The organism is Bradyrhizobium sp. 31Argb (genome assembly GCF_043638955.1).
Lineage (GTDB): Bacteria > Pseudomonadota > Alphaproteobacteria > Rhizobiales > Xanthobacteraceae > Bradyrhizobium.
Genome location: NZ_JBEGDB010000027.1, coordinates 21,060 through 42,573 on the forward strand (window position 1 = coordinate 21,060; position 21,514 = coordinate 42,573).

Annotated in this window: 19 protein-coding genes and 1 pseudogene; 5 read left to right on the forward strand and 15 right to left on the reverse strand. The window is 64.3% G+C overall.

Annotation, left to right across the window (positions count from 1 at the left end; all coding sequences use genetic code 11):
* Positions 1 to 141: 141 nt before the first annotated feature.
* From AAFX91_RS07875 to AAFX91_RS07885, 3 genes are all read right to left on the reverse strand, one after another.
* Entirely contained in the window at positions 142 to 1,314 is a 1,173-nt protein-coding gene (locus AAFX91_RS07875; RefSeq protein ID WP_130578306.1) for an ABC transporter substrate-binding protein, read from the reverse strand.
* A gap of 291 nt (positions 1,315 to 1,605) precedes the next feature.
* Positions 1,606 to 2,496, reverse strand: a complete 891-nt coding sequence (locus AAFX91_RS07880; RefSeq protein WP_394566073.1) for a sigma-70 family RNA polymerase sigma factor — start codon at positions 2,494 to 2,496, stop codon at positions 1,606 to 1,608.
* Positions 2,493 to 2,816, reverse strand: a complete 324-nt coding sequence (locus AAFX91_RS07885; RefSeq protein WP_394566074.1) for a hypothetical protein — start codon at positions 2,814 to 2,816, stop codon at positions 2,493 to 2,495. The genes AAFX91_RS07880 and AAFX91_RS07885 overlap by 4 nt, the downstream gene beginning before the upstream one ends.
* Before the next feature lie 257 nt (positions 2,817 to 3,073).
* Between AAFX91_RS07885 and AAFX91_RS07890 the strand changes: the two genes are divergently transcribed.
* Both AAFX91_RS07890 and AAFX91_RS07895 read left to right on the forward strand, forming a co-directional pair.
* Complete coding sequence (locus AAFX91_RS07890) at positions 3,074 to 4,348, forward strand: NAD(P)/FAD-dependent oxidoreductase (RefSeq protein WP_394566075.1); 1,275 nt, start codon at positions 3,074 to 3,076, stop codon at positions 4,346 to 4,348.
* Positions 4,349 to 4,417: 69 nt separating this feature from the next.
* A complete protein-coding gene (locus tag AAFX91_RS07895; protein ID WP_394566076.1) occupies positions 4,418 to 4,942 on the forward strand; it encodes a MarR family winged helix-turn-helix transcriptional regulator in 525 nt (174 codons plus the stop codon).
* A 14-nt stretch (positions 4,943 to 4,956) separates the two neighbouring features.
* On the opposite strand, the pseudogene AAFX91_RS07900 reads toward AAFX91_RS07895, so the two are convergent.
* Positions 4,957 to 6,824, reverse strand: a pseudogene (locus AAFX91_RS07900) (feruloyl-CoA synthase).
* Positions 6,825 to 6,869: 45 nt separating this feature from the next.
* On the opposite strand from AAFX91_RS07900, the gene AAFX91_RS07905 reads away from it, so the two are divergent.
* A complete protein-coding gene (locus tag AAFX91_RS07905) occupies positions 6,870 to 7,130 on the forward strand; it encodes a MarR family winged helix-turn-helix transcriptional regulator (protein ID WP_394566077.1) in 261 nt (86 codons plus the stop codon).
* A 261-nt stretch (positions 7,131 to 7,391) separates the two neighbouring features.
* Positions 7,392 to 9,185, forward strand: a complete 1,794-nt coding sequence (gene atzF / locus AAFX91_RS07910; RefSeq protein ID WP_394566078.1) for an allophanate hydrolase — start codon at positions 7,392 to 7,394, stop codon at positions 9,183 to 9,185.
* A 194-nt stretch (positions 9,186 to 9,379) separates the two neighbouring features.
* On the opposite strand, the gene AAFX91_RS07915 is transcribed toward atzF, so the two are convergent.
* The 11 genes from AAFX91_RS07915 to ugpB form a co-directional block, all read right to left on the reverse strand.
* Complete coding sequence (locus AAFX91_RS07915) at positions 9,380 to 10,108, reverse strand: GntR family transcriptional regulator (RefSeq protein WP_130578313.1); 729 nt, start codon at positions 10,106 to 10,108, stop codon at positions 9,380 to 9,382.
* Complete coding sequence (gene hpxZ / locus AAFX91_RS07920; protein WP_130578314.1) at positions 10,105 to 10,503, reverse strand: oxalurate catabolism protein HpxZ; 399 nt, start codon at positions 10,501 to 10,503, stop codon at positions 10,105 to 10,107. Before hpxZ ends, AAFX91_RS07915 begins: the two co-directional genes overlap by 4 nt.
* Before the next feature lie 3 nt (positions 10,504 to 10,506).
* The gene (locus tag AAFX91_RS07925) at positions 10,507 to 11,898 is read right to left on the reverse strand and encodes an AtzE family amidohydrolase (RefSeq protein ID WP_245475855.1); all 1,392 of its coding nucleotides are present in this window, start codon (positions 11,896 to 11,898) and stop codon (positions 10,507 to 10,509) included.
* Between the two features lie 7 nt (positions 11,899 to 11,905).
* The gene (locus tag AAFX91_RS07930; protein ID WP_130578333.1) at positions 11,906 to 12,088 is read right to left on the reverse strand and encodes a DUF4089 domain-containing protein; all 183 of its coding nucleotides are present in this window, start codon (positions 12,086 to 12,088) and stop codon (positions 11,906 to 11,908) included.
* Between the two features lie 121 nt (positions 12,089 to 12,209).
* The gene (locus tag AAFX91_RS07935; protein ID WP_130578316.1) at positions 12,210 to 13,982 is read right to left on the reverse strand and encodes an ABC transporter ATP-binding protein; all 1,773 of its coding nucleotides are present in this window, start codon (positions 13,980 to 13,982) and stop codon (positions 12,210 to 12,212) included.
* Complete coding sequence (locus AAFX91_RS07940; RefSeq protein ID WP_165421067.1) at positions 13,979 to 14,116, reverse strand: hypothetical protein; 138 nt, start codon at positions 14,114 to 14,116, stop codon at positions 13,979 to 13,981. Before AAFX91_RS07940 ends, AAFX91_RS07935 begins: the two co-directional genes overlap by 4 nt.
* Positions 14,116 to 15,015, reverse strand: coding sequence for an ABC transporter permease (locus tag AAFX91_RS07945; RefSeq protein WP_130578317.1), 900 nt, complete (start codon positions 15,013 to 15,015; stop codon positions 14,116 to 14,118). The genes AAFX91_RS07940 and AAFX91_RS07945 overlap by 1 nt, the downstream gene beginning before the upstream one ends.
* A gap of 10 nt (positions 15,016 to 15,025) precedes the next feature.
* Positions 15,026 to 16,039, reverse strand: coding sequence for an ABC transporter permease (locus AAFX91_RS07950; RefSeq protein ID WP_130578318.1), 1,014 nt, complete (start codon positions 16,037 to 16,039; stop codon positions 15,026 to 15,028).
* A 23-nt stretch (positions 16,040 to 16,062) separates the two neighbouring features.
* Positions 16,063 to 17,682, reverse strand: a complete 1,620-nt coding sequence (locus tag AAFX91_RS07955; RefSeq protein ID WP_130578319.1) for an ABC transporter substrate-binding protein — start codon at positions 17,680 to 17,682, stop codon at positions 16,063 to 16,065.
* 228 nt (positions 17,683 to 17,910) lie between these two features.
* Entirely contained in the window at positions 17,911 to 18,864 is a 954-nt protein-coding gene (locus AAFX91_RS07960) for an aminoglycoside phosphotransferase family protein (protein ID WP_394566079.1), read from the reverse strand.
* A 116-nt stretch (positions 18,865 to 18,980) separates the two neighbouring features.
* Entirely contained in the window at positions 18,981 to 20,291 is a 1,311-nt protein-coding gene (ugpB, locus tag AAFX91_RS07965) for a sn-glycerol-3-phosphate ABC transporter substrate-binding protein UgpB (RefSeq protein WP_394566080.1), read from the reverse strand.
* Between the two features lie 254 nt (positions 20,292 to 20,545).
* Between ugpB and AAFX91_RS07970 the strand changes: the two genes are divergently transcribed.
* The gene (locus AAFX91_RS07970; RefSeq protein ID WP_394566081.1) at positions 20,546 to 21,505 is read left to right on the forward strand and encodes a TRAP transporter substrate-binding protein; all 960 of its coding nucleotides are present in this window, start codon (positions 20,546 to 20,548) and stop codon (positions 21,503 to 21,505) included.
* Positions 21,506 to 21,514: the final 9 nt, after the last annotated feature.

A 21,514-nucleotide genomic window follows, 5' to 3' on the forward strand; every position in this document is an offset into this window, starting at 1 on the left:
TCGAGACGAGCGAAAGCTCGCTCTGAGAGCGTCGCGGTGAGGGGCTGCCTCCGCGAACACCGCGCCCGCGGAGAGTCCCCCTCACCCGGATCGCAAGAGCGATCCGACCTCTCCCCGCAAGCGGGGCGAGGTGACTTACCCTCACTTCATCGGACACTTGTCGTGGAACCGGTCCTGGTCGTTCTCGACGATGGTTGCCACCGTCTTCAGCGATAGCTGACCGTCCGCGTCCTTGACCACGTCCTGCAGGTAGAAATTCTGGATCGGGATGTGGTTGTTGCCATATTTGAACGGGCCGCGCAGCGACTTGAAGTTCGCCTTCTCCATCTCCGCCTTCATCGCATCCTTTTTGGTCAGGTCGCTCTTCACCGCGACGACCGCGCTGTTGATGAGCTGGGCGGCGTCATAGGCCTGCGCGCCGTAATAGGTCGGGCGCAGGTTCGCGTATTTCTTGCGGTAATCGGCGACGAAGCGCTTGTTCTCTTCGTTCGGCAGGTCGTTCACCCATTCCTGGGCCCCGGGAATGCCGAGCGCGTTTTCCTTTTGCAGCGGCAAGGACAATTCGTCGATGGTGAAGGCGGTATAGAGCGGGATCTGCTGCTTGATGCCGGCCTGCACATACTGGTTGAGGAACTGCACGCCGGCGGCGCCCGGATAGAACACGAAGATCGACTCGGCCTTCGAGTTGCGCGCCTTGGTCAGCTCGGCGGAGAAATCGAGCTGGCTCGGCCACACCGTATATTCTTCGCCGACCACCTCGCCCTTGAAGGTGCTCTTGACGCCCGCAAGCATGTCCTTGCCGGCGGCATAGTTCGGCCCGATCAGGAACACCGATTTCACGCCCTTCTGATTCATGTAGAGGCCCATGGCGGCGGGCGTCTGGTCATTCTGCCAGGAGGTCGAGAAGACGTAAGGCGAGCAAAGCTCGCCGGCGAGCTGGGACGGACCGGCATTGGCCGAGATCAGGAAGGTCTTGCTGTCGACGGCGGTCTTCAGCGAGGCCAGGAGCACGTTCGACCAGATGTAGCCGACGATGAAGTCGACCTTGTCGGACTGCACCAGTTTCTCGGTCTTCTGCTTGCCGACATCCGGCTTCTGCTGGTCGTCCTCATAGATCACCTCGACCGGCTTGCCGTCCATCTTGCGGCCGAGATGGTCAAGCGCCAGCTCGAACGAGTTCCGCATGTCGTTGCCGATGACGGCGGTCGGACCGCTGAAAGTCGAGACAAAGCCGATCTTGATCGTGTCAGCCGCAAGTGCGGGCTGCGCCAACGCCAGCGCGGTCACGCCCGCCAGCCAAAATGACGTTTTCATGTTCACTCCCCTCCTCAACCATTCCAACCGGCCCGCTAGGCGGGTGAACCGTCCGGCGGCGCCATCCGTGCCCCCGTCACTCCCGCTCAGGGTGACGTGTTTTGTGCGCGGAATCCTGACTGGGCAGCAAGCGTGAACCGAAGGCGGCGTTTAGAACCTTCGGCGCATGCTCGCGCCCGATCTGCACCATAATTCGTAAAATGTGAGGCTGGCAAGAATTATAGTGCCGGTTGCCTGGGCAACCATTGTCGCAGTTTTGAGCTGCTGCCGGCCGCCTTTCGCGGCGCCCCGCTACACGAGATAGTCCGCGTCCTCGATCACGTAGGACGCGTGGCGGAAATCCCGGATATTCGCGACCCTGTCGGCCCGCCAGTCCAGCAGCACGAAATATTTCGGCCGCGCTGCGCCGGGAGCCGTAGGGTCGAACACCAGGATCGCGGGACGGCCTTCCACAAGCCCCGGCACCAGATGCCAGTCGCTGGCCTTGGCGTAATTGCCGAAATAACGCGAAACCTCGGCTTTGCCATTGAGCCGGGTCCTGCTGACGAGATCAAGCTTGATGTCGTCGGCGATCATGGCGCGGATGGCGTCGAAATCGCGGGCGTTGAAATGGGTGACATAGGCGGAAAGACGGGCCCGATCGGCGTCCGTCAGCTTCGGCCGCGGCGCGTCGTCGCCTTCTTGCGCGAGCTGGCGCAGCCGGACCCGGCCACGGTGCAGGCTGGCCTTTGCCGCCACCAGGCTCAGGTCCATGATCTCGCAGACTTCCGCCAGCGAATAGCCGAGCACGTCCCTCAGGATCACGCTGCTGCGCTGCGCCACCGGCAGGCGCATGAAAGTACGCAGGCTGGCGGCGGCGATCTCGCGGCGGGCGATGTCGTCGAGCTCGTCGGCCATCATGTCGACCTCCTCCGCCGACCGGAGCGCGGCCTGCCGCTGGCGGCGGCGCAGGAAATCGAGCGCGGCATTGTGCGCTATCCTGAACAGCCAGCCTTCCGGGTTTTGGATCTCCCCAGCCAAAGGAAACGCTTCCACCGCCTTGATCAGCGCATCCTGCAACACGTCCTCACCGTCGATCACCGAACCGACCATGCGGGAGCAGTAGCGGTGCAGCCGCGGCCGCAGCACGACCAGGAGGCTGTCGAGACCCGCGGCCACCGATGCATCGGACACTGGCGTCATTCTCCCTGCTCAGGATCATGCTCCAGCATACGGTAGTTGCCGACCACCCTGGCGCTGCGAACCAGCGGCGGCTCGGCGCAACGGTCGCGAATGCCGCTCTGGAACGCCTTGAACGCGGCGAGCTGCGGCAACGCGCTGGACCCGTCGTCGCATGCGGTCTCCACGACATGGATGAACGTGTCGTCCTCCAGCCGCAGCGTGAGATAGCGCACGCCATCGGGCTTTGCCGCCTTCAGTTCCGCAAACACCGCCGCAACCAGTTCGGCGTTCGTGTCGGCCATTTCGGGCTTCGCCTTGTACCTGATCAGCCTGGTCGTCATCGTCCTCTCCCTGGTTCGAGCCGCGATGCGGAAGCCATCGCGCATCCCAAGGACGTTTGGCGACGGTCAAAGGATACGGTGTCACAGGAAGAATTTTTGCGCTCCTCGGCGCCGTCGCCGATCACGGCCGCGGCACCACGGAAGGCCTGAGCCATACGTTTTCGCTATCGTGCGATTAGAAAGAAGCGCCTTGGAACAACTGCACAAATGAATACATAATCTACCCGGAGATACCGAGAACCCCGGGGCGATAATCCATGACGACGCCGTCGAAAGATCCGCATCACGTGGTGATCGTCGGCGCAGGCTTTGGTGGCTTGGAGGCGACGTTTGGGCTCGCCGGCGCGCCGGTGAAGATTACCTTGATCGACCGTCGCAATCATCATCTGTTCCAGCCACTGCTTTACCAGGTCGCGACCGCTTCGCTGGCGACCTCCGAGATCGCCTGGCCGATCCGCCACCTCCTGCGCGACCGCCGCGAGGTGACGACACTGTTCGCCAACGTCAACAGCATCGACGCCGAAGGCAAGCGTGTCGTGCTCGATGACGGCGACAGCGTCCCCTATGACACGCTGATCCTGGCGACGGGCGCACGCCACGACTATTTCGGTCACGACGAATGGGAACCGTTCGCACCAGGCCTGAAAACGCTGGAGGATGCCACCACGCTGCGGCGGCGCATCCTCGTTGCCTTCGAGGGCGCCGAGCGCGAGACCGATCCGGCGCGGCGCGCGGCGCTATTGACCTTCGTCATCGTCGGCGCCGGACCGACCGGCGTCGAAATGGCCGGCACCATCGCCGACCTCGCACGCGACACGCTGGCGCCTGACTTCCGCAACATCGACACCCACAAGACCCGCGTCGTTCTGATCGAGGCGGGCTCGCGGGTACTCGCAGGCTTTCCCGACGATCTCTCGACCTACGCGCAGCGTTCGCTCGAAAAGCTCGGCGTCGAGGTGATGCTGGGCGCGCCGGTCACCGAATGCGATGCCGACGGCGTGGTCTATGGCGGCAAGAGATTGGAGGCGCGGACCATCATCTGGGCTGCCGGCGTGCGCGCCTCACGGGCCGCCGAATGGCTGAACGCGCCGGCCGACCGCGCCTACCGGCTACAGGTCAATCCCGACCTCACCGTCCCCGGTCATCCCGACATCTTTGCGATCGGCGATACCATCACGATCGCCGGTCCCGACGGCAAGCCGGTGCCCGGCATCGCACCGGCGGCAAAGCAGGAAGGGCGTTACGTTGCGACGCTGATCAGGGCGCGGCTTGAAGGCCGCACGCTGCCGCCATTCCGCTACAAGCACCAGGGCAGCCTCGCCCAGATCGGCAAGCGGCTGGCCGTGATCGATTTCGGCTGGCTCAAGCTACGCGGCGCCATTGCCTGGTGGATCTGGGGCATCGCCCACATCTACTTCCTTATCGGCATCCGCCACCGCCTCAGCGTCGCGCTGAGCTGGCTCTGGATTCACGCCCGCGACCAGCGCGCGGCCCGGCTGATCACCCAGGGCAGCAGCAAGGTGGCGCGATAGCCTTAAACCAAAAAGAACCGCTGGAACGACCTTATTGCGGGCCGCGACCCCGCAGCGATGATCAAGGAAATGAGCACTCAAACCTCCCCCAGGAAGCCGCGCCGGCCGAGACCCGCACAAGCAGCGGCTGTCAATTCCGGCCCGACACTCGACCTCGATCGCTACGTGCCGGGCTTCGTCACCTTCATTGCCAACAAGCTCTCCAACAGCGCCACCTCGTTCTACCAGCGTCATTTCGGCGTCAATGTCACGGAGTGGCGGATCATGTCGCAGCTCGCGATCGAGCCGGGCATCCCCGCCTCGCGCATCTGCCACATCATCGGCTTCGACAAGGGACCGGTGAGCCGGACGCTGGCGCTGTTGCAGAAGCGCGGGCTGGTCGCGATCCGCGCCAACCCGAACGACGGCCGCAGCCATTCGATCACGCTAACGGCCAGAGGCCGCGCCATCCATGACAAGGTCATCGTCGCCGCGCTCGATCGCGAGCGTCGGCTGTTGTCCTGCCTGCGCAAGGACGAGCGGGAGATGCTGATCGACCTGTTGCGGCGGCTGCACAATAATCTCGGCGCGGTGACCCGCCAGACCGGCTCCTGACCGCACGCGCTGCCTCAGCTAACGCAGGCGATCCATTCACGCGAGGTATCGTCATCCAGCATCGCCACCGCGTCCGCGCGGCGCGTCAGCACCGCGCGCTGGTTGATGTAGCCCTTGTCGGTGATCTCGCCGCCGTCAACGGAGGCGGGCTCCGCAAGCAACAGCGCGCGCGTGGCGTGGCCGGAGGAGTTGCCGCTCTGCGCCCTCAGTCTGGCAAGACCCTGCGCGATCGCGCCGCGGATCGATTCGTGGCCGATCACATCGGCGATATCGGCGCTGTCGGGTAACGCGGCCTGCGCGCGGCAGGCGGCGATGTTGGGGAATACCAGGAAGCGAACTTCGTCGCCGCCATGGGCGGTGACGACGATGTCCTGCGCGAGCGGCGCCAGTGCGGCGATGCCGGCGACGCGCAGCGTGCCGACGCTGACCCAGGTGCCGGAATTGAGCTTGAAATCCTCGGCAACGCGGCCGTCGAAGAACAGCCCGCGTTCCGGCTGTTCCGGATCGGCAAACCTCACGGCATCGCCGATCCGGTAGAAGCCCTCCTCGTCGAACGCCTGCGCCGTCAGCTCCGGCGCCTTCCAGTAGCCCGGCGTGACATTGGGCCCGCGCACGCGGACCTCGAGCTTGTCGCCGGAGGCGACCAGCTTCAATTCGGTACCCGGGACCGGGACGCCGATATTGCCGGAACGCTCCGCCAGAAAATGGCAATCGGTCGCGAGCGGCGACGTCTCGGTCGAACCCCAGGCCGATACCATCGGAAGCCGGCGGCCGACCGTCTTCACGGACAATTCTTCCAGCGCGTCCCATAGATTCTGCGGCAGCGCCGCGCCAGCATAGAAGGCGAATTTCACCTCGCCGAAGAATTTGCGGCGTAGCGCATGATCGTCGCGTAGAGCCGAGATCAGCATGTCGAAACCGCGCGGCACGTTGAAATAGACCGTCGGCACCACGCTGCGCAGATTGGCGAGCGACGTCCCGAACAGGCCGGGCGCCGGCTTGCCGCCATCGATATAAAGCGTGCCGCCGTTGCGCAGCACCAGGTTGAAATTGTGGTTGGCGCCGAAGGTGTGGCTCCAGGGCAGCCAGTCCAGGATCACGAGATCGTCGCTGTTGGCATCGAGGAAGGTCCAGGTCTGCGCCTTGGCCTGCTGGCTCGAGGTCAGCATGCGCTGGGTGTTGATCACGGCCTTCGGCGCGCCCGTCGACCCCGAGGTGAACAGGAATTTTGCGATGGTGTCCGGCGTCACCGCCGCGAACGCCTTTTCCACCTCCGCGGTCTCGGGCGTAGCCGCGATGGCGCGGAACGAAATCGCATCGCTGTCGTCGGCATTGCCGCTGATGATGGTGGCCGCATGCAGCGACTTGATTGCCGCCAGCGCCGCCGCGAACGGCCTGGTGGCGGAGACATAGATCGCGCCGGGCTCGAGCAGCCGGACCGGACCATACCCTTCAGCTTGTCAAAATCCTTCGACATCAGCGAATAGGCCGGCGAGATCGCAGCCGACGGCACGCCGACATGCTGGGCGGCGAGCGCGAGCAGCGCGTGATCGATGCTGTTGTCGGAAAGGATCATTACCGGGCGTTCGGCGCTGAGGCCCTGCGCCAGGATCCAGGAGGCAAGCGAACGCACCTGCGCCAAGGCATCGGCATAGCTGACGGTGGTCCAGGGCGCCTCGACATCGGCGCGCTCGGCGAGGAAGGCCCTGTTCGGCGCCTGCCGCGCCCAATGCTCCAGCCAGTCGCCAACGCAGCGCGCGCCCTCGCGCAAGGGCACGGTCGATTTCACGATGATGCTGCCGTCGCCCCGCCGATCGGCAACGATCGCGGGCACAGCAAACAGATGATCAGGATTGTCCCCGCGCGCGGCGGCAATCGTCATGGTTTCCTCCTCGCCCGTCCTGACCGGGCTTGCCCGGCGCAGCTCATGATGGCGGTGGCGAAGCGGCTCGGGATCGAGCGCGCCAGGCTGGTGCACCTCCTGGACGGCCTCGAGCGGCGCAAGCTGGTCAAGCGGGTCCAGTCCCCGTCCGACCGGCGGTCCCACGCCTTGTATCTTACCGCGCAAGGCGAGACATCGCTGCGTCAGTTCAAGCGGCTTGCTGCCGAGCACGAACGTCACGTAGCCGAGAAGATCGGCAAGGAGAACCGGGAGCGCCTGCTTCAGATCCTCTCCTGCTTCACCTGACCCCCGGCGCGGGGCGTACCTCGCCTCAAATCGTCCTGCCCAATGATTGGGCAATCCCGTTGCGGCGGATTGCCTCCTGGAACTCTTGCCAATTCCCACGCCTGCCCTAAGCGGCTGATCTTACGTGCCGATTCCAGTAACCGCGCCCGGATCGGAAATGTACACAATGGCACATCGCTTGCTTCGGTCGGGCTTGGGTTTTGTCAGGCCGGGCGCCGTCGATCGTGGCGGAGATCGGTCGACCAACGGACGGGGCACCACGTGACAGAAACCGCCGCTGAGATCGTCGCTGCGCATCGCGCCGGCACCATGACGCCTGCGCAAACGGTCGCGCGCAGTTTTCAGCGCGTCCGCGACCATGGCGATCCCGCCATCTTCATCACCCTACGCGACGGGAAGGACGCGCTGGCGGAAGCCGAGGCGCTGGCCGGCAAGGACGCCGCGCGCCTGCCGCTCTATGGCGTGCCGGTCGCGGTGAAGGACAATATCGACGCGCTGGGGATGCCCACCACCGCGGCCTGCCCCGCCTTCTCCTACATGCCGACGCATGACGCCACCGCGGTGGCACGGCTGCGCGAAGCCGGCGCGATCATCATCGGCAAGACCAATCTGGACCAGTTCGCAACCGGTCTCGTCGGCGTGCGCTCGCCCTACGGCATCCCCAGGAATCCGGTCCGCGACGACCTCATTCCGGGCGGGTCGAGCTCGGGATCGGCGGTCGCGGTCTCCGCCGGACTGGTGCCGCTGGCGCTGGGCACGGATACCGCGGGAAGCGGCCGCGTGCCGGCGATGCTCAACAAGATCGTCGGATTGAAGCCGAGCCTCGGATTGATCTCGACCGCGGGCCTGGTGCCGGCCTGCCGCACGCTCGATTGCATCTCGGTCTTCTCACTCACCGTCGACGACGCCATGGCTGCGCTCAAGGTGATGGCCGGCCCCGATGGCGCCGATCCCTTCTCGCGCGATCGGCCGCTTGCCGGGATGACGGAGTTTCCCGCCGAGCTTCGGCTGGGCATCCCCCGAAATGGGCAATTGATCTTCTTCGGCGACCGCCAGTCAGAGCAGCTTTACGCGGAAGCGGTCGAACGCTGGGCCGCGCTCGGCGCGACGCTGGTCGAATTCGACCTCGAACCGTTCTACGAGACCGCGCGGCTGCTCTACGAAGGCCCATGGGTCGCCGAGCGTTATCTGGTGATCCGCAATCTGCTCGCCTCATCACCGGAGTCGATCCACCCGGTCACGCTTGAGATCACCGCGGCCGGCGCGCGGCTGACCGCCGCCGAGACCTTTGCCGCGCTCTACCGGCTGCAGGCGCTGCGCCGGATCGCCGAGCGCGCTTTCGCCTCGATCGACGCGATCGTGCTGCCGACAGCGCCGACGGTCTATTCAACCGCGCAGGTGCTGGCCAATCCGATCGAGCTCAACAGCCGGCTCGGCACCTATACCAATTTCGTCAACCTGCTCGACCTCTGCGGCCTGGCGCTGCCGTCGGCGATGCGGCCGGACGGCGCGCCGTTCGGCATCACGCTGCTGGCGCCGGCCGGCCGCGACGCGCTGCTTGCCAGCATCGGCCGCGTCTTCCATGCCGACACCAGGCTGCCGATCGGCGCGAAGTCGCTGCCGCAGCCGCCGCTCGGTCCGCTACCGCCATCAAGCGGCGAGGACATTCCGATCGCCGTTGTCGGCGCGCACCTGTCCGGCATGGCGCTGAACGGCGAATTGCGCACGCTCGACGGACGTTTGCTCGAGGAGGCCACGACCGCTCCGGACTACAGGCTCTATGCGCTCGGCACCACGCCGCCGAAACCCGGCATGCTGCGGGTCGAGGCGGGCGCGGGATCGGCAATCAAGCTCGAACTCTGGGCGCTCTCACCGGCTTCCTTTGGCAAGTTCGTCGCCGCGATCCCGCCGCCGCTCTCGATCGGCACGATCCGCCTCGCCGATGGCCGCGAGGTGAAAGGCTTCCTCGTGGAGCCAGCGGCCATCAACGGCGCGCGCGACATCTCCGCCTTCGGCGGCTGGCGCGCGTTCGTGGCGGAGAACGCTACGGTCTAGCCGTCATTGCGAGCGCAGCGAAGCAATCCATGCCGCCGCTTGTGGAGAGATGGATTGCTTCGCTGCGCTCGCAATGACGCGGAGAAACGTTTCCGACAACACCGATTTCGTAGGGTGGGCAAAGCGAAGCGTGCCCACCACCACGAGCAGTGCGTGAGATGGTGGGCACGCTTCGCTTTGCCCACCCTACGGAACTACACCGAGACTGCGTAGATCTCGTATTCGCCGCGCACCAATGTGATGTGGGCGCGCATGGCGGTGGCGGCGCCGGTCTTGTCGCCGCGCAGGATCGCGACCACGACGCGGTCGTGCTCGGCATGCGATTTTGCCAATCGTCCGAGATTGCGGAACTGGGCGCGGCGGAACGGCTGCACGCGGACCCGCGTCGCCAATGTCATCTCCGCAATATAGTCGTTGTGCGAGCCGGCATAGATCGTGTTGTGGAAGCGCTCGTTGACCTCGTGAAAGCGCTCGGGATTTCCGGTGTAGCTGAGCACGCGCAATTCCTCATGCACGGCTTCGAGTGCATGCCGGTCCGCAGCCGTCATCCGCTCGGCGGCGAGCGCCGCGCACAGCGCTTCCAACTCCGCCATCGCCTCGAACATGCCGGTGAGCCGTTCGACCGAGGGCCGCGCCACCACCGCGCCGCGATGGGCGCGCGCTTCGACCAAACCACTTGCGGCAAGCTGACGCAGCGCCTCGCGCACCGGCGTGCGCGAGACATTGAAGCGGCGCGCGATATCGGTTTCATCGAGCGGCGAGCCCGGCCCGAGCGCGCCGCGCACGATCTCATCGGCAAGCTGCAGGCGCAGCTCCTCGGCGCGCGTGGTCTTGGATTGTTGCGGAAACGGACGGTCGACGCGCCGCACCAGCATTTCCGGTCCGGCGGCAGCAGGGCTACGCGGAAGATCGTCCAGACTCATGTCTTCGGATCCTTCGGTTCGTCGATGATGCTGACATGCGCGGCGACGATTCTCCAGCCCTCGGGGAAGCGTATCCACGTCTGCATCTGCCGCCCCACCTTGCCCGGTGCGGAGTCGCGAAAGAACAGCGTCGAGGCGACCGCGGTGTCGCGGCCGTAGGTCGATATCACGGTCTTGTCGGTCCGGCGATTGAGCCCGACCGACGAGCGCCCGGCGCGGAACGCCATGATCGCGTCATAGCCATAGAGATTTTCGCCCATGCCGTAGCGCAGCGTGCGCTTGTCGTTGCGGAACAATTCGTCGAGCACAGCGACGTCGTTCGACACCAGCGCCTTCTCGTAGCGGTCGAATTGCGCGGTCACTTCGGCAAGTACGTCGGGCAGATCGATTTCCATTCGCTAGATTCCTCGCGGCGGCGGCGCGGCGGCCGCACCCATGTGCTCCAGAGCGTAGGCGACCCGCAGCGCGATGTCCTCGCGCCACGGCGCGGCGATGATCTGCACGCCGATCGGCATCGGCTCGAGTGGAACCGGGACGGCCACCACCGGCAGGCCAATGAACGAAATCGGCTGGGTGTGAATGCCGATATTGGCGCGCACCGGCAGTTCGACTCCATCGAGCGTAAAATTCACCTGCCCAAGCTTCGGCGCCACGCAGGGCGTCGCCGGGGCCAGGATCACGTCGACCGTCCTGAACAATTCCAGCACCTTCTCGCGGTACCAGCGCCGGAACTTTTGCGCCTTGTCGACATAGGGCGCCGGAATCATCGCACCCGCGATCAGGCGATCACGCACCGCGGGATCGAAATCATTCGGCCGCTTGCGCAGGCGGTCGAGATGCAGCGAAGCACCTTCCGTCGTCGTGATGACGTAGGCCGCCGAGCGGGCGCGCGCGGCTTCCGGAATCTCCACCATTCGCGTCGCGTTGAGCGCCTTGGCGATGCGGCCAACGGCTTCAACCGCTTCGGGGAAGACGTTCTGCTGGAAATAGCCGCCAGCAATGGCGATGCGGAGATCACCGATGCCTTGCGCGAGCGGTGGCATCACCGGCTCGACCGGCCGCGTGGTGCAGGCGGCGTCATCTGCATCAGACCCCTGCATCGCATCATAGGCGAGCGCGAGATCGCGCGCGCTTCGCGCCAGCGGGCCGAGATGATCGAAGCTTGCGACAAATGGAAACGACCGCGCGCGCGACAACCGGCCATAGGTCGGCTTCAGGCCGAAGGTACCGCAGAAGGACGAGGGCACGCGGATCGAGCCGTTGGTGTCGGAGCCGAGCGCGATCGGTACCAGTCCGCCGCCCACCGCACTGCCGGAGCCGCCCGAGGAGCCGCCGGTCATCCGCGTCGGATCGTGCGGATTGCGCGACGGGCCGTCATGCACGTTCTCGCCGGTGAAGTCATAGGCGTATTCGCCCATGTTGAGCGCGCCGACCAGCACGGCACCGGCCGCTTCCATCCGTTCGATCAGCGTCGCATCGCGCGCGGCCGGCGGCAGATCGCGATTGATCTTCGATCCGGCGCGCGTGGAGAGGCCCTGCACGTCGAACAGGTTCTTCACTGCAAAGGGAACGCCGGCGAGCGGGCCGACGTCTTGGCCGGCCGCAATCGCGGCGTCGACGTCCCTGGCCTTGGCGCGGGCGCGATCGGCGGTGACGTCGGTGAAGGCGTTGAGGACGGAATCGTGCTTTGCGATGCGGGCGAGCGCCGCCTCGGTTGCTTCCAGTGCCGAGAGCTTTCGCGTGGCGACGGCCCCTGCGATGTCGGCGGCGGACGGGGATTGATCGGTCATTGCGCTATCAGGCGGAGTAGACACTGGCCGGCTCGGTCTCGTCGGGAAGCGGGAATTCATCTACCATGCGCGCCAGCCTCAGCGAGACTTCGAGGTTGGCACGAACCGCCGGCCGCCAGGCGTCCTCGACCGGTAGCCCCATCGCCGTCGCGACGGCGTCGATATAGTCATCCAGCTTGTCGGCAACCATCACGCTCCCACCCGGCGATCTCAACGCACCCATGATCCGATTACTTGAATCGGACCACAAACTCATCTGTTTTATCGAGCGTTTGGAAAGCCTGCTTGCCCGTTTTCTTCCCGGAGACTGCTCAATGAACAGGCAACGGCGGATGCGGGATCGCCGTCAGCAGCTCCTTTGTATAGGCATCCTGCGGATCGCCCAAGACCTTTTCGGACGTGCCCTGCTCGACGATCTTTCCGCTGCGCATCACGATGACGCGGTCGCATAACAGGCGCACGACGTTGAGATCGTGCGACACGAACAGATAGCTCATCCCCATCGACTGCTTGAGATCCTGCAACAGGTTCAGCACCACCGCCTGCACGGAGACATCGAGTGCCGCGGTCGGCTCGTCGAGGATGACGAGCTTCGGATGCAGCGCGATGGCCCGCGCGATGCCGACGCGCGCCTTCTGCCCGCCGGACAGTTGGTGCGGGAAGCGGTCGAGCAAATTGACCGGCAGGCCGACCAGCGTGGCGAGTTCCTCGCAGCGGGCGCGCAGCGCGTCGCGGCCCCTGATGTCGCCGAGCTGCATGATCGGGTCGACGATCGCACGCGCGGCGGTGAAGCGCGGGTTGAGGCTGTCGGTCGGATCCTGGAACACCATCTGGATGCGGCTGCGCAGCGGCAATCGCGCAAAGGATTGCGGCTTGATCTCGCCGATCTCGTCGCCATCGAAGGCGATGCGACCGGAGGTCTGGTCGAGCAGCCGCATCACCATCATCGATGTCGTCGATTTGCCGCATCCGGATTCGCCGACCAGGCCGACGCTTTCGCCGTGGCCGACATGGAAGCTGATGCCGTCGACGGCGCGGAACACTTCTTGTTCCACCGGCGGCTTGCGGCCGAACAGTTTTGACAGCACCGCGTTCGCGCCCTGGCGGGGATATTCCTTGACGAGCTTTTCGACCAGGAGAAGGGGTTCTGCCTTCTCGTCACCCCCGGGCTTGACCCGGGGGTCCATCCGTTCAGAAGAAGAGTCTTTCGAAGATTGATGGATGGCCGGGTCAAGCCCGGCCATGACGGAGGGCGTATCGTCCTCCGGCAGCAAATCGCGCAAGGAGACACCGATGCGCGGCGTCGCGCGCATCAGCTTCTTGGTGTAGGCGTGCTCGGGCCTGGCAAAAATATCGGCCGATTTTGCCGTCTCGACCACGCGGCCCTTTTCCATCACCACGACGCGGTCGCAATAGGCGGCGGCCAAGCCGAGATCATGCGTGATCAGGATGGTCGACATCGACCGCCGTTTCGTCAGCTCGACGATCAGGTCCATCACCGCCTTCTGGGTGGTGACGTCGAGACCGGTGGTCGGCTCGTCCGCGATCAGAAGCTGCGGATTGCAAGCCAGCGCGAGCGCAATCACGACGCGCTGGCACATGCCCCCCGAGAGCTCGAACGGATAGGCGTGATAACGCTCGCGCGGGCGGGCGATCTTGACCTGCTCGAGCGCCTCGATCGCCTTCTCGCCACGATCGGCCACGGTCGATTGCTGGACGTGCTGACGCAATACGTCCTCGATCTGGTCGCCCACTTTCCGGATCGGATTGAGCGCCGCGCGCGGGTTCTGGAAGATCATCGAGACTTCGCGGCCGCGCAGGTCGCGCATCTGCGTCTCGGTCGCCGCCTTCACGTCGATGCCCGAGAACATCACCGAGCCCTCGGCGATCTTGCCGGCGCGATCGAGGATGCGCATCACGGCGTAAGACGTCACCGACTTGCCCGAACCGGACTCGCCGACGATGCCGACGGTCTCGCCTTTTGCCACGGAAATATTGACGTGCTGCACCGCCTTGACGATGCCACGCCGCGTGGTGAATTCGACGGTGAGGTCCCTGACGTCGAGCAGCGGCTGCGCGGTCATGACGGGCGCCCCATTCTCAAATCGTCATGCGCGGGCTTGACCCGCGCATCCATCAAGAAATCAAGAATGCGCTTCGCACGATGGATTGCCGGGTCAAGCCCGGCAATGACGATCGGCTGAAAGAGCGAGCCCATCACGTTCTCCGCTGCGGGTCGACGATGTCGCGCAATCCGTCGCCGAGCAGATTGAAGCAGAACACGGCGATCATCAGAGCAAGGCCGGGGAACAGCGCGATCCACCATTCGCCCGACACCATGAAGCCCGCGCCTTCGGCGACCATGATGCCCCATTCGGCGGTCGGCGGGCGGACGCCGAGGCCGATGAAGGAGAGGCCGGCAGCGTTCAGGATGGCGTAGCCCATGGTGAGCGACATCTGCACGATCATGATCGGCATGATGTTGGGCAGGATGTGCACCAGCAGGATGCGGTACTCACCATTGCCGGAGAGCCGCGCCGCCTGGACGAAGCCGGCATTGCGGCGGACATTGGCCTCGGCACGGGCGACGCGCGCGTAAAGGGGGAAATTCACGATTGCGGTGGCGATGATGATGTTCTGCACGGTGTTGCCGAGCGCCGCGACGATGCCCATCGCCAGCACGAACAGCGGAAACGCCATGATGGTGTCGGCGATGCGGCCGACGATGCGGTCGGTCCAGCCGCCGAAATAGCCGGCCGCAATGCCGGCGAGCCCGCCCATCAGGAACACCAGCACTACGGACGCAACTGCAATGAAGGTATCGAGCCGAGTGGCCACGATGACCCGGCTGAAGATATCGCGCCCCAATTGATCGGTGCCGAACCAGTGCGCCGCCGACGGTGGCTTCAGCGCTGCGGCGGTATCGCTCGCGAGCGGGTCGTAGGGCACGACATAGGGGCCGAACAGCGCCGCGAACACGATCACGACCAGCAGCCCGAAGGCGAAGGCGGTGACCTTGTTCTCGCCGAGCACATAGCGCGTGTGCTCGAAGACGGCTGACAGCCCCGAGGTCGGCGCCGGAGCGACGGGTTCAACGACAGGCGCAACGGTGCTCATGCTTCACCCCTCACCCTTCCAGTCGTACGCGTGGATCGATCACGCCATAGAGGATGTCGATCACCAGATTGAGCAGCACATACATGACCGCCATGGTCAGCACGAAGCCTTGCACCGGCGCGAAATCCGACGAGATCAGCGCTTCCACCGCATAGGAGCCGATGCCAGGCCAGGCGAACACTTTTTCAACCAGCACATTGGCGCCCAGCAGGAACGAGAACACCATGCTGAGCGTCGTGATGACCGGCAGCATCGCGTTGCGGAACGCGTAGGTGACGATCACCGTCCCCGGCGACAGGCCGCTGGCACGCGCAGTGCGAACGAAGTCGGAGGACAGCACGGCCAGCATCGAAGCCCGGGTCATGCGCGCGATCGGCGCCAGCGAGAAGATCGCAAGCGTCGTCGCCGGCAGGATGAGCTGGCTGAGCGCGGAACGGAATGCCTCGAAATCGCGCGCGATCAAAGTGTCGATCAGATAGAAGCCGGTCACGGTCGGCGGCGCGCTATAGAACACATCGAGCCGCCCCAACGGCGCCGGCGACCAGCCGAGCTGGAAATAGAAGATGTAGACCAGCACCAGCCCAGTAAAGAACACCGGCAGCGATACGCCGGCGGTGGTCGTGACGCGACAGAGATGGTCGATCCACGAGCCGGGCCGCGTTGCGGCGAGCACGCCGAGCGGGATTGCGATTGCGATCGACACCAGCAGGCCGAGCAGCGTCAGTTCGGCGGAAGCCGGCAGGCGGTTGCGCAATTCGGCCGCCACCGGCTGTCCCGTGGTGAGCGAATTGCCGAAATCGCCATGGGCGAGATCATTGGTGTAGCGGAAGAACTGCTCGATCAGCGGCCGGTCCAGGCCGAGCTTCTTGCGGATCTGTTCGACCGCTTCTTTGGTGGCGGCAGGCCCGGCGAAATAGGCGGCCGGATCGCCCGGCAGCGCGCGGGTCAGCAGGAAGGTGACGATGACGACCCCGATCAGGCTCGGGATCGCAAACATCAGCCGCTTGCCGATCATCGTGAGCATGGCGCGCCCTCCCTGCTCGTTCGCTACCCCTTCGCCATCGCGCGATAGTCGAGGCGGCGGTGGAACCAGTACTGATAGCCGGAGATATTCTTCTGCATCGCCACGTTGACGAAGGGCTGATACAGCGGAATGCGCGGCACTTCCGCGAAGGCGAGATCGACGAAACCCTTGACGTCGGTGTCGTAGGCCGCGGTGTCGCCGATCGCGGCAGCCTTGCGGGCGCCGTCGATGAACCTGTCCATCTCCGGCGACTTGTAGCTCATGGTGTTGAACACGGAATTGTTGCCGTGATAGCACCAGTAGAAGAAGTACTCGGGATAATCGAGCCAGCCCGAGAACACATTGGTGAACAGCGGCATCTCCTTCTTGTTCAGCTCGGTGCGCCAGTTGGCGCCGGGCACCTTGTTGATGGTGGTCTTGATGCCGATCTGCGCCAGGCTTTCCTGCACCAGCACGCAGAGCGGTTCGTTGACGCCCGCAAAATTCAGATCGAAGGAGATCGTGGTCTCGAAGCCGTTGGGATAGCCGGCCTCCGCCAGCAACGCCTTGGCCTTCTCGATGTCGGTGAAATATTTGTGCGGCTGCGGCCAGGCGACCTCGGTCGGCTTGTCCTTGGGCGCGCCGAACATCGGGTTGGCAAGCCCGAACAGCACCGCGTCCATGATCTTCTGATAGGGAATCGCGTAGGCCACGGCCTGCCGCACCTTCAGATTATCGAACGGCGGCTTGGTCACGTTCATGCCGATATACTGGATGCCGTTGGAGAACGGCAGCGACACCACGTCGAGCTTGCCGTTCGCCTTCATCTCCTGGAAATCCTTGAACGGCAGCTCATAGGAGATGTCGGCGTCGCCGCGCTCCAGCAGCGCGCGGCGGTTGCCGGCCTGCGGCACCATGCGCCAGATCACGCGCTTGATCTTCGGCATGGGTCCGCCGACCCAGGCGTCGTTGCGCTCCATGATCACTTCGGTGCCGGCGGTCCATTTCGTCACCTTGTAGGCGCCGGAGCCCGCGGTCTGCTGCTTGGTGTATTCGAGGCCCCAAGGATCTTTTTCAGAGGCGTTCTTCTTCACCAATTCGGAGTTGACGACGCAGGGCACGATGACGGCGAGATCGGGGATCGTCAGCCGGTCCTTGGTGGCGAAATCGACCCGCACCGTGGAATCGTCGACGATGACGAACTGCTCGGGCTTGGTCAGCGAGCCCGCACTCATCTGGAAGGTCGGGAAGCCGCCGACGCTGACCGCGCGATCGAGCGACCATTTGACGTCCTTCGCCGTCACTGGCGCGCCGTCGTGGAATTTGGCGTTCTTCTTCAATTTGAAGGTGACGGACATGTCGCCGACATTCATGTCGTCGGCCAGTTCACCCTTGAACCTGTCGCGGTCGTAATAGGGCACGCCGCCCGGGCCGCTCTTCATCTCGTGGGCGATCAGGCGGTCGTAGCAATTCCAGGACACTTCATAGCCGGGCACATTGGTGCCGACGCCATGGATGTCGAGATTGTTCGGGCCGCCCTCGGAAACGATCAATAGCGTCTCCGAGCGCGCATCGGCCTTGGCCGGCGACCAGATCGCGGGCGCAGGCACCATCGCGCTAGCGGCTAATCCGGACGCGGACTTCAGGAAATCGCGACGTTTCATGGGTGATGCTCCAACGCCCCTGGGAAATGGCGTGGAACAGGTTCGCAAGGTTTGTGCCAAGCCTTAATGGAACGTTAGCGTACGCCCAAGTCGTTGATTTAACTTTCGAATATCAAGAACGGCAAGTTCAAACGCTGCGATCGATCGTCACCCTATTGCATACAAATCGGCATATTTGCTCACTGATTAAGCTGTTAATTTTGAACGCCCGTTTGTTAGGCGAGCCATTTATGTGGCCCAAATCAGCTCTTGCAGTTCCAGGAGATCGTCAGCCTTCGCTTGCCAGCCGTCGATGCAGATATGCCGGTTCAGGTCGCTCGCGCGGTGCAACAGCATCAAGGCCATCAGCCGCCGCTTCAGCGCGAAATCGATGTCGCTGCGGGAATATCCGAAGCCTTCGAGCAGGCTCAGCACGCGGCGCGGCCGGCCCGCGGCCATGAATGCGCCGGGGCCGAGCAGGTCGTAGTCGCGCCATCCTGCCAGCACATCGCCGAAATCGATCAATCCGCAAAGGTGCCAGCGGCCGTTACGCTGCGTCAGCATGAAGTTTTGCGGGATGTATTCGCCGGTGAGGATGACCGGCGGTTCGTGCATCGGGATCAGCTCGGCGGCGTCGCGCAAGAGATCATCGAGCCCGTCGAGGAATTTTCGCGCCAGCCCCAGCCGCTCGTGCCTGGCACGACAGCCTTCCATCTGGCTCTGCATGAACACGTCCCAGCGCGGCTCGATTTCAAGCAGCGGGCCCGGCGGCACGCGCTGAACATCGGCAATGGTCTCGCCGATCTCGGCGAGCACGCGTTCCTTGTCGGCTTCGGGTAGCGAGGGCCACAGCTCCGCACCCAGGACACCCGACACGCGCGTGATGATCAGATAGGGCCACCGGTCGCGCTCGCCTTCGGCGATGATCTCCGGAATCGGAATCTTGACCCGCCCGCAAAGCTGCGCGAGCGACCCGCGCTCGGATACGAACTGCGCCCGCAGCACCGGCGGGAATATCTTCAGGATGAGATCATCACCGAGTCCAACGACGAGGTTGGTGCCGGTTGTGAAGACGTGAGGCGACGTGGAGGCAAATCCGTGGCTGCGGGCGATATCGATCGCGACCGGCAGCCAGCGCGATGGGTCAGCACGCCAGGTGCGAAAGGCTTCGTAGTCGGTGAAGGCGGGTAATGACCGCGTCATGAATTTGCGCCACGACGTCATTGCGAGGAGCGATGCGACGAAGCAATCCATTTCGACCCGCGCGGAGAAATGGATTGCTTCGCTTCGCTCGCAATGACGGTTGGCGAGACCAATTTCTACCTGTCCGGATTGGCGCGCTCGAACTGGCGCAGCAGCCGGTTACCGCGTTCGACGGCCAAATCGAGCGCGGCCTGCGGCGACTGCTTGCCGGAAAAGGCCTGCTCGAGCTCCTCATCGATGACACCGCGGATCAGCACGAAGGAGCCGAGCCGGATACCTTTCGAGTTGTCGGTCGGCGGCTTCAGCGTCAATTGCTCGATCCCGATCGCCGCACCGGGGTTGTGGTCGTAGAAACCCTGCGAGCGCGTGAGCTCGTAAGCTGCGCGGGTGATCGGCAGATAGCCGGTTGCCTGGTGCCAGGCGGCCTGCACCTCCGGCTTCGACAAATAGGCGAAGAACTTCGCAACGCCTGCATATTCGGCCCGCGGGCGATCGCGCAGCACCCATAGCGTGGCGCCGCCGATGATGCTGTTCTGCGGCGCGCCGGTGACGTCCGGCCAATAGGGCAGCATGCCGTAGCCGACCTCGAATTTCGAGTTGGCCTTGATATCGGCGCTGGTGCCGGACGAGCCGATGAAAATGCCGCATTCGCCCTTCTGGAAGCGCGGCTCGGCCGCCTGCCCGCGACCGCTATAGTCGAACACCTTGGTGGCTTGCCATTCCACGAGCTGGGCGATGTGCTTCACCATCAGCGGATTGTTGAAGATGAGCTCCGCATCGAGCCCGCCGAAACCGTTGGCCTTGGTCGCGATCGGCACATTGTGAAAGGCTGAAAAATTCTCGACATTGATCCAGGATGGCCACGACGTGGTGAATCCGCAAGGAGCACCGGCCGCGCGCAACCGCTTTGCCGCCGCGCCGAGTTCGGGCCAGGTCTTGGGCGCCACCTCCGGGTCGAGGCCGGCGGCGCGAAACAGATCCTTGTTGTAATAGAGGATCGGCGTCGAGGCGTTGAACGGAAACGACAGCAGATTGCCGCTGAGGTCGGCGTAGTAGCTGGTCACGGTCGGCAGGTAGGCCGACGGCAGGAACGGCTCGGACTGGTCGCGCATCAGCTCGAACACCGGATAGATCGCGCCGCGAGCCGCCATCATGGTGGCGGTGGCGATCTCGTTGACCTGGACGATAGCGGGCTGGCTGCGCGAGCGGAAAGCGAAGATCGCCGCCGTGACCGTTTCGGTGTAGTTGCCCTTGTAGCTCGGCACGATCCGGTAGTCGGACTGGGACGCGTTAAAATCGGCAGCGAGCTTCTCGACCTGCTTGCCGAGTTCTCCCGACATCGCGTGCCACCACATGATCTCGGTCGCGGCATGCGCGGGAGATCCGAGCAGAGTGGCCGCAAGCGCCGCTGGGTATAGGAATCTCATAAACGATGTCACGGTGCGCCAATCCAGGCTTTCGCGCTTGAGAAGCAAAATCAAAATCACTTTTGCCCCTGATTAAGGCTGCGTCGTTACGGTTGCAATCCGGCAAAACGTCGGAATGGCCGATTAACCGTAGATCGTCGGATAGCTATCTTTCCGGCTTCTGCTAAAAAGTATTGAACCTTTTCTTCCTGCCACAGACCATATCACAAGGGGATTTGTAGCCTGTGTACCGCCGCGCCGGCCTTTCGCGGATCATGAAGCTTGTTGTCGCGCTGCTGCTGACGGCGGTCGCAACGGGTGCGGCTGCGCGCGAGTTTCGGGCTTCCGATACCCAGAGCGAGGACTATCCGACCGTCCAGGCGCTGCGTTACATGGGCAGCCTGGTGGAGGAGCGAAGCGGTGGCCGTCATCATGTGCGGGTGTTTCACTCACGGCAGCTTGGCGAGGAAAAAGAAACGCTGGAGCAGACGCGGGCGGGTGCGATCGACATCAACCGCACCAATGTGGCGCTGATCGGCGCCATGGTGCCCGCGGCCAACGTGCTGGCGATGCCCTTCCTGTTCCGCTCGGTTGAACATTTGCAGAAGGTGCTGGATGGCCCCATCGGCAACGAGATCCTCAACTCATTCGAGGCCTACGGATTCGTCGGCTTGGCCTTCTATGATTCGGGCGCGCGCTCGATCTACAACAGCGCCCGTCCGATCCGTTCGCTCGACGACCTCAAGGGCCTGCGGATTCGGGTCCAGCAGTCGCAGCAGATGTCGGACATGATCCGCGCGCTCGGCGCCGAACCGGTCGAGCTGCCCTACGGGCAGGTCAAGACCGGCCTTGCCACTGGATTGATCGACGGCGCCGAGAACAACTGGCCGTCTTTCATCACCGCCGATCACTACAAGTTCGCAGGCTTCTATACGCTGACCGAACATACGATGAGCCCGGAAGTGCTGGTGATGTCGCAAAAGGCGTGGGCGAGCCTGTCGGTCGAAGACCAGGCGCTTTTCCGCGAGGCTGCGAAGCGCTCCAGCACCTTCATGCGCGAGAAGTGGAAGGACCTCGACGAGCGCTCGCGCCAGCGGGCCGAAGCCGCAGGCGTGAAGATCGTCAGCGATTTCGACCGCAGGCCGCTCGAGGCGGCGATGGCAGGGCTCTACGCCAAAGCGCAGCGCGACCCCGCGATCGCGTCATTGATCGAGCGCATCCGCAAGGTGGAGTGAAGCAAGCTT

Excerpts from the sequence above, each read along its gene's own strand:
- AAFX91_RS07875 (WP_130578306.1), bottom strand. The coding sequence starts at position 1,314 with ATGAAAACGTCATTTTGGCTGGCGGGCGTGACCGCGCTGGCGTTGGCG.
- AAFX91_RS07880 (WP_394566073.1), bottom strand. The coding sequence starts at position 2,496 with ATGACGCCAGTGTCCGATGCATCGGTGGCCGCGGGTCTCGACAGCCTC.
- AAFX91_RS07885 (WP_394566074.1), bottom strand. The coding sequence starts at position 2,816 with ATGACGACCAGGCTGATCAGGTACAAGGCGAAGCCCGAAATGGCCGAC.
- AAFX91_RS07890 (WP_394566075.1), top strand. The coding sequence starts at position 3,074 with ATGACGACGCCGTCGAAAGATCCGCATCACGTGGTGATCGTCGGCGCA.
- AAFX91_RS07895 (WP_394566076.1), top strand. The coding sequence starts at position 4,418 with ATGAGCACTCAAACCTCCCCCAGGAAGCCGCGCCGGCCGAGACCCGCA.
- AAFX91_RS07905 (WP_394566077.1), top strand. The coding sequence starts at position 6,870 with ATGATGGCGGTGGCGAAGCGGCTCGGGATCGAGCGCGCCAGGCTGGTG.
- AAFX91_RS07915 (WP_130578313.1), bottom strand. The coding sequence starts at position 10,108 with ATGAGTCTGGACGATCTTCCGCGTAGCCCTGCTGCCGCCGGACCGGAA.
- hpxZ (WP_130578314.1), bottom strand. The coding sequence starts at position 10,503 with ATGGAAATCGATCTGCCCGACGTACTTGCCGAAGTGACCGCGCAATTC.
- AAFX91_RS07925 (WP_245475855.1), bottom strand. The coding sequence starts at position 11,898 with ATGACCGATCAATCCCCGTCCGCCGCCGACATCGCAGGGGCCGTCGCC.
- AAFX91_RS07930 (WP_130578333.1), bottom strand. The coding sequence starts at position 12,088 with ATGGTTGCCGACAAGCTGGATGACTATATCGACGCCGTCGCGACGGCG.
- AAFX91_RS07935 (WP_130578316.1), bottom strand. The coding sequence starts at position 13,982 with ATGACCGCGCAGCCGCTGCTCGACGTCAGGGACCTCACCGTCGAATTC.
- AAFX91_RS07940 (WP_165421067.1), bottom strand. The coding sequence starts at position 14,116 with ATGGGCTCGCTCTTTCAGCCGATCGTCATTGCCGGGCTTGACCCGGCA.
- AAFX91_RS07945 (WP_130578317.1), bottom strand. The coding sequence starts at position 15,015 with ATGAGCACCGTTGCGCCTGTCGTTGAACCCGTCGCTCCGGCGCCGACC.
- AAFX91_RS07950 (WP_130578318.1), bottom strand. The coding sequence starts at position 16,039 with ATGCTCACGATGATCGGCAAGCGGCTGATGTTTGCGATCCCGAGCCTG.
- AAFX91_RS07955 (WP_130578319.1), bottom strand. The coding sequence starts at position 17,682 with ATGAAACGTCGCGATTTCCTGAAGTCCGCGTCCGGATTAGCCGCTAGC.
- AAFX91_RS07960 (WP_394566079.1), bottom strand. The coding sequence starts at position 18,864 with ATGACGCGGTCATTACCCGCCTTCACCGACTACGAAGCCTTTCGCACC.
- ugpB (WP_394566080.1), bottom strand. The coding sequence starts at position 20,291 with ATGAGATTCCTATACCCAGCGGCGCTTGCGGCCACTCTGCTCGGATCT.
- AAFX91_RS07970 (WP_394566081.1), top strand. The coding sequence starts at position 20,546 with ATGAAGCTTGTTGTCGCGCTGCTGCTGACGGCGGTCGCAACGGGTGCG.